The 10,350-nt window shown below is 66.6% G+C and carries 9 protein-coding genes; all 9 read left to right on the forward strand.

Annotation, left to right across the window (positions count from 1 at the left end; genetic code table 11):
* The coding region (locus tag ACE3O8_RS11020) for an efflux RND transporter permease subunit (protein WP_374389689.1) at nt 1-2,010 on the forward strand (2,010 nt) is incomplete at its 5' end.
* A gap of 28 nt (nt 2,011-2,038) precedes the next feature.
* Nucleotides 2,039-3,253, forward strand: a complete 1,215-nt coding sequence (locus ACE3O8_RS11025) for a DUF445 domain-containing protein (protein WP_374389691.1) — start codon at nt 2,039-2,041, stop codon at nt 3,251-3,253.
* Nucleotides 3,254-3,302: 49 nt separating this feature from the next.
* Nucleotides 3,303-4,673 (forward strand): DNA repair protein RadA, encoded by a 1,371-nt coding sequence (gene radA, locus ACE3O8_RS11030; protein WP_374389693.1) that lies wholly within the window; start codon nt 3,303-3,305, stop codon nt 4,671-4,673.
* A 10-nt stretch (nt 4,674-4,683) separates the two neighbouring features.
* Nucleotides 4,684-5,391, forward strand: coding sequence for a CvpA family protein (locus ACE3O8_RS11035; RefSeq protein ID WP_374389695.1), 708 nt, complete (start codon nt 4,684-4,686; stop codon nt 5,389-5,391).
* Nucleotides 5,391-6,806, forward strand: a complete 1,416-nt coding sequence (gene cysS / locus ACE3O8_RS11040; protein ID WP_374389697.1) for a cysteine--tRNA ligase — start codon at nt 5,391-5,393, stop codon at nt 6,804-6,806. The genes ACE3O8_RS11035 and cysS overlap by 1 nt, the downstream gene beginning before the upstream one ends.
* Nucleotide 6,807: 1 nt before the next feature.
* Nucleotides 6,808-7,104, forward strand: a complete 297-nt coding sequence (locus ACE3O8_RS11045; protein WP_374389699.1) for an alkylphosphonate utilization protein — start codon at nt 6,808-6,810, stop codon at nt 7,102-7,104.
* Nucleotides 7,105-7,106: 2 nt separating this feature from the next.
* Nucleotides 7,107-7,874, forward strand: a complete 768-nt coding sequence (locus tag ACE3O8_RS11050; RefSeq protein WP_374389701.1) for a hypothetical protein — start codon at nt 7,107-7,109, stop codon at nt 7,872-7,874.
* A 22-nt stretch (nt 7,875-7,896) separates the two neighbouring features.
* On the forward strand, nt 7,897-8,349 hold the full coding sequence (locus ACE3O8_RS11055) for an iron-sulfur cluster assembly scaffold protein (RefSeq protein ID WP_374389703.1): 453 nt from the start codon (nt 7,897-7,899) through the stop codon (nt 8,347-8,349).
* Nucleotides 8,350-8,351: 2 nt separating this feature from the next.
* Complete coding sequence (locus ACE3O8_RS11060) at nt 8,352-10,166, forward strand: monovalent cation:proton antiporter-2 (CPA2) family protein (RefSeq protein WP_374389705.1); 1,815 nt, start codon at nt 8,352-8,354, stop codon at nt 10,164-10,166.
* Nucleotides 10,167-10,350 lie beyond the last annotated feature (184 nt).

Consider the following 10,350-nt stretch of genomic DNA (forward strand, 5'->3'; position numbering starts at 1 on the left):
AGCCTGCTCGCGCTCAGTCTTGTCGCGGGGATCCTGGTCGATGACGCGATCGTGGAGATCGAGAATATCGTGCGCCACATGCGCATGGGCAAATCGCCCTATCAGGCCTCGCTGGATGCGGCCGATGAAATCGGGCTGGCGGTGGTCGCCACCACCTTCTCGATCATCGCGGTGTTCCTGCCCGTTGCCTTCATGCCGGGCATCCCGGGGCAGTATTTCAAGCAGTTCGGCCTCACCGTCTCCATTGCGGTGTTCATGTCGCTGCTTGTCGCGCGATTGATCACGCCGCTGATCGCGGCCTATTTCCTGAAGCCCCACGGCGAAAAGGCGCATGCCGACGGGCCGTGGATGCGGCGCTACATGCAGCTGCTGGCCTGGACGATCCACCGCGAGCCGCAGAAGCGCCACGGCAACATGCTCAGCCGCTTCTGGGGCCAGATCGAGGCGCATGCCCGTCCGCTGACGGTCGTCGGCCTCGGCGTCGCCTCCTTCTTCCTGACGATCGTGCTGTTCGCGCAGATGCCGCAGGGCTTCCAGCCGGATGGCGATTTCGGCTCCTCGCAGATCCAGATCGAGCTGGCGCCGGGCGTGACCCTGCAGGATACGACGCATGTCGTCGATCAGGTGAACGCGCTCTTGAAGCAGCAGCCGGAAGTGAAGCAGGCGTTCGAATTCATCGGCGACGACGGCGATGTGCGGCGCGCCAATATCTACATCAACCTGGTTGACGCGAAGGACCGCGACGTCACCACCAAGGAGTTCGAGCGCCGGGTTGCCCCGCAGCTGATGAACATCGCCGATGCGCGGATCAACTTCGCGTCGATGAACGGCGGCTTCAACGGTCGCGACATGGTGATCATGCTGGCCGGCGACGATCCCGTCCTTCTGGACCAGACGGCGCGCAAGCTGGAAAAGGAAATGCAGGGCCTGAAGGTGCTGCGCGACGCCCGCATCAATGGCGACATCGAGCGGCCCGAAATCCTGATCCGTCCGAAGTTCGACGTGGCTGCCCAGCTGGGCGTCACTGCCAGCACCCTGTCGCAGACGATCCGCATCGCGACGCTTGGCGACATCGAGCAGAACATGGCGAAATTCTCGCTGTCGGACCGGCAGGTGCCGATCCGGGTGAGCCTTGTCGAGAATGCGCGCGCCGACATCGACATGCTGTCGAACCTGCCGGTGCCGACGGCGTCTGGCGGATCGGTTCCGCTGAAGGTGGTGGCCGACATCAGCTTCGGCGCCGGCCCCACCCGCATCCGCCGCTACAACCAGAGCCGGCGCATCGCGCTGGAAGCCGATCTGAACGGCGTGGAGTTCGGCGACGGGCTGAAGGCCGTGCGCGAACTGCCCGCCATGAAGAATCTGCCCGCCGGCATTCAGGAAGTGAAGCAGGGCCAGGCCGAAGTGATGGAAGAGCTGGTCACCGGCTTCCTCGTCGCCATCGTGTCGGGCGTGCTGCTGGTGTTCGCTGTGCTGGTGCTGCTGTACCGGCGCGTGCTCCCGCCGTTCGTGAACATGGGCTCGCTGCTGCTGGCGCCGCTGGGGGCCGTGATCGCGCTGATCCTCACCGGCCATGCCGTGACGATGCCGGTCTATATCGGCATCCTGATGCTGCTGGGCATCGTCGCCAAGAACTCGATCCTGCTCGTCGATTTCGCGATCGAGGAAATGCGCCATGGCGTGGACCGGGAAACCGCGATCATCGATGCCGGCCACAAGCGGGCGCAGCCGATCGTGATGACGACAGTCGCCATGACGGCCGGGATGCTGCCGGTGGCGCTGGGGATCCACGGCGATTCCAGCTTCCGCGCGCCGATGGCGATCGCGGTGATCGGCGGCCTGCTGCTCTCAACCGTGCTGACGCTGGTGATCGTGCCTGCGGCCTTCACGCTGGCCGACGATGTGGAACGCAAGCTTGGGCCGCTGTTCAAGCGCCTGTTCACCAACGGCGGCGAGGCCGGCGAGGAACCGGCGCACCCGCCGGCTGCGGGGCCGCAAGCTGCCGAGTGACGGGAAGGAACCGCCGCCGTCTGCGCGGATGGAACAGGGTCTCCGCCTGAGGCGGGTGGCGACCGGTCTGCTCGTGCTGATGGCGGCGCTGCTGGCCGCCTCCACCTGGGCGATGGGGCATGTGCATCCGCAGTTCGTGTGGGTGCAGGCCTTCGCGGAAGCAGCGCTGGTGGGCGGGCTGGCGGACTGGTTCGCGGTCACGGCGCTGTTCCGCCACCCGATGGGCGTGCCCATCCCGCACACGGCGATCATCCCGAAATCGAAGGACAGGATCGGTGACGCCCTCGCCACCTTCCTGAAAGACAATTTCCTCACGCCTTCCAACGTCGCGCGGCGGCTGGACGGCTTCGACGCCGCCAATGCGATTGCGGGCGTGCTGGAACGGCCTGCGTCCGGCGGGCGCGTGCGCCGGGGGGTTTCGCGCCTCGTCGTCCAGCTGGCGGAAACGCCGGCGGCGGGCGCCGTGATGCAGCGCCTGCAGGACGGCGCCACCCAGCGCCTGCGCGACATCGAGGTGTCGCCGCTGCTGGGCCGGATGCTGGAGGCGATGATCGCGGATGGCCGGCACCGGCCCGTGATCGACCAGCTGATCCTGTGGGCCAACAATGCGCTCGACAGCCAGGAGGGCCTGATCCGCGCCATGGTGGAAGAGCGCACGAGCTGGATGCTGCGGCTGGTGAATGTGGATGAACGGATCGCAAACGAACTGGTGAACGGCCTGCGCGGCCTGTTCGCGGACCTCGCCGCCGATCCGTATCACCCGCTGCGCGAACGGGCCGATCAGGCCCTCGCCAATCTGGCCTTCGATCTGCAGCACATGCCGGAAACCAGGGCGAAGGTGGAACGGGTGAAGCGCGAGCTTCTGTCCAACCCGGCCGTGTCCGACTGGCTGGAAGGCCTGTGGAACCGGCTGAAGGAAGGTCTGCTCAACATGGCCCAGGGCGAGGGCTTCAGCGAGATCGGCGAAGCGATGGCCCGCTCGCTCAGGGAAGATCCGCAGCTGGCCGGCGCGGTGAACCAGCTGGCCCGCCGCGCCGTCGTCGGAACCGTTGCGGATCATGGCGACAATATCGTGAAGCTGGTGTCCGAAACGGTGAAGGGCTGGGACGCCGCCACCATCACCGACCGGCTGGAAGGCGCGGTGCTGCGCGACCTGCAATATATCCGCCTCAACGGCACGCTCATCGGCGGCCTCATCGGCCTTGCCCTCCACGCGGCGCTGCTGGCCTTCGGCGCAGGCTGACCGGATCGCGCCATTCCCTTGCGCGTGCGAAGCCCCTAGGTTCCCCGGCATGGCGAAACCCCAGACGCGTTATGTGTGCCAGGCGTGCGGCAGCGTGGCTTCGAAATGGATGGGGCAATGCCCTGACTGCGGCGAATGGAACACGCTGCAACAAGAGGCGGCGGCCGCCGTCACCCCCTTTGTGCAGAAGCACAGCCTGAAGACGGGCGGCCGCGTCCTCCAGATGCAGCCGCTGGATGCGGCAATCGAACTGCCGAAGCGCCTGCCGACGGGCTTTGCCGAGCTGGACCGGGCGCTTGGCGGCGGGCTGGTGCCCGGCTCTGCCGTGCTGATCGGGGGCGACCCCGGGATCGGCAAGTCCACCCTGCTGTTGCAGGCGGCGGGCCGCATGGCGCGGGCCGGCCATCGCGTCGCCTATGTATCCGGCGAGGAAGCGGCCGATCAGGTGCGGCTGCGCGCCCGGCGGCTGGGGCTGGCGGATGCGCCGGTGCAGCTGGCGGCGGCCACCTCGGTCAGGGATATCCTCACCACCATGGGGCAGGGGGCGGCACCGACCCTGCTGGTGATCGATTCGATCCAGACGATGCACAGCGATCAGCTGGAAGGCGCGCCCGGCACCGTCAGCCAGGTGCGGGCGGCCAGCCTGGAGCTGATCAGCTGGGCGAAAACCTCGGGCACGGCCCTCATCCTCGTCGGCCATGTCACGAAGGACGGGCAGATCGCCGGCCCCCGCGTGCTGGAACATATGGTCGATGCCGTCCTCTATTTCGAAGGGGAGGGGCGGCATCAATACCGGGTGCTGCGCGCGGTGAAGAACCGCTTCGGCGGCACAGACGAGATCGGCGTGTTCGCCATGGAATCCGATGGCCTTGCGGAAGTGAAGAACCCCTCCTGCCTGTTCCTCACCCAGCGCGAAAAGGCCGTGGCCGGCGCGGTCGTGTTCCCGGCCCTCGAAGGCACGCGCCCCGTGCTGGTGGAGCTTCAGGCGCTGACGGTGCGGCTGCCCAGCGGCGCGACGCCGCGCCGGGCGGTCGTCGGCTGGGACAGTTCCCGGCTTGCGATGATCCTCGCCGTGCTGGAGGCGCGCGCGGGCCTGGGGTTCGGCGGGGCGGAAGTCTATCTGAACGTCGCGGGCGGGCTTCGCGTCGTCGATCCGGCGGCCGATCTGGCGGTGGCGGCGGCGCTGGTTTCGGCGCTGCTCGATCTGCCGGTGCCGGGTGATGCGCTCGCCTTCGGGGAAATCGCCCTGTCCGGAGAGGTGCGGCCAACCGCCCACCCCGCGCTTCGGCTGAAGGAGGCGGAAAAGCTGGGCTTCACCCGCGCGCTGGTGCCGCCCGGCGTGGCGGGTGTCGGCGCGCTGAAGGCCGTGCCGGTTTCATCCGTCGCAGCCCTCGTTGACCGCATCAAGGCGGGGGCCTAGGCGGCTGGCCATGGATATCGTGGATCAGTTCACCGGCTTCGACTGGGTCGTCGTTTCCCTTGTCGGGCTTCTCGCCATCGTCGGCCTGCTGCGCGGCTTCACGCAAGAGGCGCTGAGCCTGGCCGGCTGGATCCTGGGGATCGTGGCCGTGCGCATGTTCCACCAGCAGGTCACGCTGTGGCTGGCCCCCAAGGTGGGCGGAGAGGCATCGGGCGCGATCATCGCCTTCCTGCTGCTGTTTTTCGGCACGGTGATCGTCGCCAAGCTGATCGCGGGTGCGGCCGGCGGCTTCGCCAAGCGCAGCGTTCTGGGCCCGATGGACCGGCTGCTCGGCCTTGGCTTCGGCGCATTGAAGGGCCTGATCCTGGGATCGGTGATGTTCCTGCTCGCGCAATTCTCGACCGGCCTGTTCGATCCCGACCAGCAGCTTCCCGAATGGCTGATGGACAGCAAGACGGCTCCGCTTCTCGGCCTCAGTGCCGACGCGATGGTGGGCTGGGTCCACGAGCTTCAGGATGAAAAGGCCGAAAACCGCAGCTTCGAACTGCCGCCGGGGCTGGTGCCGCCGCCCGGCGCGCTGCCGCCCGGCCACCCGGAACTGGAACCGGGCTTCGGCCCCCCGGAAGAGCCGGAGGAAGGCTATAGCCGGGAAGACCGGCGCGCGCTGGACGACCTGCTGAACGAAGGCGCGAAGTCGGGCGATCAGGTCGAGATCTGATGCCCGAAATCCGCCTCTACGACACGCTGACCCGGCAGAAGCAGCCGCTCCGCACCCCGGAACCGGGCAAGCCGCTGACACTCTATGTCTGCGGCCCCACCGTCTATGGCCGCGCCCATATCGGCAACGCCCGGCCGGCCGTGGTGTTCGACACGCTCTATCGCCTGCTCCGGCATGTGCATGGGCCGGACAACGTTCGCTATGCGCGCAACATCACGGATATCGACGACAAGATCATGGCGAAGGCCGTGGCCGAAAACCGCAGCCCCCAGGCCGTCGCGGCCGAGTTCGAAGCCCATTATTTCGCCGACATGGCCGCGCTGGGCTGCCTGAAGCCGGATTTCAACCCGCGCGCGACAGAGCATATCGCGGGCGACCACGGCATGATCGCCATGATCGAGGCGCTGATCGGGCGCGGCCATGCCTATGAGGCGAACGGCCATGTGCTGTTCGAAATCTCGAAATTCCCCGGCTATGGCGCGCTTTCGAAGCGCCCGATGGACGAAATGATCGCCGGCGCGCGTGTGGAAGTGGCCCCCTACAAGCGCAGCCCCGGCGACTTCGTGCTGTGGAAGCCCAGCACGGCGGACCAGCCCGGCTGGGACAGCCCCTGGGGCCGGGGCCGCCCCGGCTGGCACATCGAATGCTCCGCGATGATCCGCGGCGTGCTGGAAACCGACACCATCGACATCCATGGCGGCGGGCTGGATCTGCAATTCCCCCACCATGAAAATGAACGCGCGCAAAGCTGCTGCGCCCATGGCGGCGCGGAACTGGCGCGCATCTGGATGCACAACGGCTTCCTGACGATGGGCGAAACCAAGATGTCCAAGTCGCTGGGCAATATCATTACGCCCGGCGAACTGCTGGCGGCGGGCTGGCCCGGCGAAGTGCTGCGGCTGGCGCTTCTGAGCGCGCATTATAGGCAGCCGCTGCGGTGGGATGATGCATTGCTACGTCAAAGCGAACGAGTTTTGCATAAATGGCATCACGAAGCCCGAAGGGTTGACGAGGCAGAATTGCAAAAAGTTGAATTTGGAAACTTATTTGATCCTCTGCTTAATGACTTAAATATTCCTCTTTACATATCAAACATGCATTCTGTTGTTCCAAGTATTTCTATTATGAAAGGAATTGAAAATCTAAACTATGGAGATTCGCCTGGAGATAATGATATTTCGAGATCGATTCTTCATTTACTTGGGAAAATTATTGGATTAGATTTAGATAGAAATAAAAGTGGATACATCGCCACATTTCTTTCTGACGAACAAGAGGCGCAAGTTGAGTTGTATATTAAAGCTCGATCCGAAAAAAATTGGGATTTAGCTGATGCAATTAGAGACAGCATGGCCAAGGATGGTATTGCATTGTCTGTTAATCGTCATGGTGACGTTATTCGGAGGCTGATCTGAAATGTCCGACGACGACTATGTCTATGACGAGGCAACGGGCGAGTGGATCCCGGCCGCCGAAGCCGCCGCGAAGGCCGCCGCCGCTGTCGAGGTGCGCGATGCGGTGGGCAATCTGCTGGCAGATGGCGACAGCGTGGTGCTGGTGAAGGATCTGAAGGTGAAGGGCGCGGGGCAGACACTGAAGGTCGGCACTGTGATCCGCTCGATCCGCCTCACCGGGGATCCGCAGGAAATCGACTGCCGGTTCGACGGTATCAAGGGCCTCGTGCTCCGCGCCGAATTCGTGCGGAAGCGCTGAGGATGGGCATCCGCCCGCGCCTGATGCTCCTCGCCGCGCTGCTGCTGGCGGCCCCTGCAACGGCCCAGCCCCTTGGCGGCACCCCCGCAGGCCCGCCGCCCGCCGCAGAGTCGGAGTTGCCCGCGACCGACCTGCTGGTCCGCTTTGAATCGCCCGTGCTGCGCTTCCGCTGGTCGCTGGCGCCCGAGGCCGCGCTGGAGCCGGCGCTCGTCACCGGGATGCGCGCCGAAGCCCTGGCCGAGCGGCAGAAGGCGATGCGGCAGGCAGAGGAGGATGCAAAATCCCCGCCGCCCGGCCGCCCGCCCTATCAGACGGAGTGGCTGGAGCGCTGGCAGCCGGCGGCGGAGACCGACCTGCTGCTGGCTCTTTCCGCCCGCCAGTACAGCTTCACCGGCGGGGCGCACGGCAATCTGGTGCTGCGATCGGTGATCTGGGATCGCGGCGCGGGACGCCGCATCAGCTTTGCCGAACTCTTCACCGATCCCGCAGCCGCGATGGCCGTTCTGAAGCCCGCCTTCTGCAAGGCGCTGGATGCAGAGCGCGCCGCGCGCCGGCAGGGACAGGCGGCAGCCGGGTTCAGCGATTGCCCCGATCCGGCCGCCTATCCGATCGTGCCGCAGGGTGATGGCGCCATCGGCATGTTCCGCGTGCTGGTGCCGCCGTATGAAGCCGGCCCCTGGTCCGAAGGCGTCTATGAAATCGCGCTGGATGCAGCGCCGGTGCGCAACTTTCTGGCCCCCCGCTATCGCCCGGCCTTTACCAACCCTTGAGGCGCTTCCTATAACCGGGGCGATGGACGCCCCCCTCTACAACGCGGAAATCCTGCGGCTGGCGGCCTCCATTCCCCATGCATCGCTGCCCGCCGCGCCGCAGGCCAGCGCCCGGCGCACATCCCCCATCTGCGGCAGCCGCGTGACGGTTGGCCTTGGCCTAGACCCTTCCGGCCGGGTCGTGGATTTCGGGCAGGAGGTTCGGGCCTGCGCGCTGGGCCAGGCCTCTGCCGCGATCCTCGGCCGACATGTGCTGGGCGAAACGGCGGAAGGTCTGGCGCAGGCGCATGCGCTGCTGAAAGGCTGGCTGAAGGGCGACGGGCCGCTGCCCGCGCCCCTTGCCGCGCGCTTCCCCGAACTCACCCTGTTCGAACCGGCCCGCGCCCATCCGGCCCGGCACCCCTCCATCCTGCTTGCCTTCGAGGCGAGCGCCGCCGCCGCCGCAGAGGCCGCTGCGCTGGCGCCGCAGGGCTGACGATGGCGGGAATCGCAGACACCACCATCCTCAGGGAAGCCGTGATCTTCCTGGGCGCGGCCGCCGTGATGGTGCCGCTGTTCAGCCGCTTCAAGCTGGGCGCGGTGCTGGGCTATCTGACGGCCGGCCTGCTGATCGGCCCCTACGGGTTCGGCCTGATCGACGACACCGAGGACGTGCTGGCGTTCGGCGAATATGGCATCGTGCTGCTGCTGTTCGTGATCGGGCTGGAGCTTCAGCCTGCGCGCCTGTGGGCCTTGAGACGCGACATCTTCGGCCTCGGCACGGCGCAGGTCGTGCTGACGGGGCTGGCGCTGGCGGCGACGCTGCTGCTGCTGACGGCGCTGACATGGCAGTCGGCGCTCGTCGTCGGTCTTGCGCTCGCCCTCTCCTCCACCGCGCTCGTGGTGCAGTATCTGCAGGAAAAGGGCCAGCTGAACACGCGGGAGGGGGAGCGCATCTTCTCCATCCTGCTGTTGCAGGATCTGGCGATCGTGCCGCTGCTGATCATCGTCTCGGCGCTCAGCCGCGCGCCGAACCCGGATGCGCCCGAAGGGCTGACGCTGGTGGCCGCCAGCGTCGGCACCATCGTCGCGCTGGTGCTGGCCGGCCGCTATGTGCTGAACCCGGCGATGCGGCTGTTCGGGCAGGTCGGCACCCGCGACATCTTCGTGATCGCGGCGCTGCTCACCGTGCTGGGCGCCTCCTACCTGATGGCAAGTTTCGGCCTGTCCATGGCGCTGGGGGCCTTCATCGCGGGCGTGATGCTGGCGGACAGCCCCTACCGGCACGAGCTTGAGGCCGATATCGAGCCGTTCCGCGGCCTGTTGCTGGGCCTGTTCTTCCTGGCCGTGGGGATGACGCTGGATATTGCCGTGGTGCTTCGCAGCCCCGGGCAGGTGCTGATGCTGGTGGCGGCGCTGGTTCTGGTGAAGACAGCGGTGATCACTGTGCTGGCGCGGGCCTTCGGCACCCCGTGGGACAAGGCGCTGCCGATGGGCCTGCTGCTGAGCGAGGGCGGGGAGTTCGCCTTCGTGCTGCTGGCCTCTGCGGTGGCAGGGCTGCTGATCCGGCCCGACGCCGCCTCGCTGTTCACGGCGGTCGTCACCCTGTCGATGCTCTGCTCGCTGCTGCTGTCCACCCTTTATCGCCGCTATGCCGCTGCCCGCGCCCAGCCGGCAGACGATGGCGAACTGGACGGCCCGGAACCCGGCAGCCCCGGCAGCGTGATCGTGATCGGCTATGGCCGCTTTGGCCAGATCGTGACCCAGTTGCTGCATGCCCGCGGGCTGGACGTGGTGCTGATCGACACCAAGCCCGACCAGATCGAACAATCCCGGCGCTTCGGCTGGAAGGTCTATTACGGAGACGGCTTCCGCCCCGACGTGCTGCGCGCGGCCGGCGCGCGCGATGCCCGGCTGCTGATCGTGACATCCGGCGGCGCGTGGGAGCCGCAGCGGCTGGACGCCGTTCGCAAGGCCTTCCCGCACCTCAGGATCCTCGTCCGCGCGCATGATCGCGTGCACTATATGCGCCTCGTCGCCGCCGACATCGATCTTGCCGTGCGGGAACTGTTCCACAGCGCCATCGAGGTGGGGCGGCTGGCGCTGCGCGAAGTGGGCACGGCAGAGGACACGATCGATTCCATCACGGCGGAATATGTCCGCCGCGAACAGGAGAGGCTGGCGCTGCAGGTGGCGTCCGGCGACATCATGGCCGGGCGCGACACGATCTTCCGCCCGGGCACCGGCTGGAAGCCGGACGCGCCGGACACGTCGCTGGGCGAAATCCCGCCTGTTGAGCTGGATGCGCGCTGATCCGCCCTGATTTTCGCCCGCTGCTGCCCCAAAATTCAGCAATCTGCCGCCAAATTGGGCAGTTTCTGGCCCTGAAGGCCGAAAGTCCGCCATGCAAGGCGGTTGGCACGGCGCTTGCTGCTTCAGGGGCTGAACGGGGCCTGCACCCTGCCATCGTGGGAGCTATCCGAAATCATGAAGAAGG

This window comes from Sandaracinobacter sp., from assembly GCF_041909755.1.
Taxonomy (GTDB): Bacteria; Pseudomonadota; Alphaproteobacteria; order Sphingomonadales; family Sphingomonadaceae; genus Sandaracinobacteroides.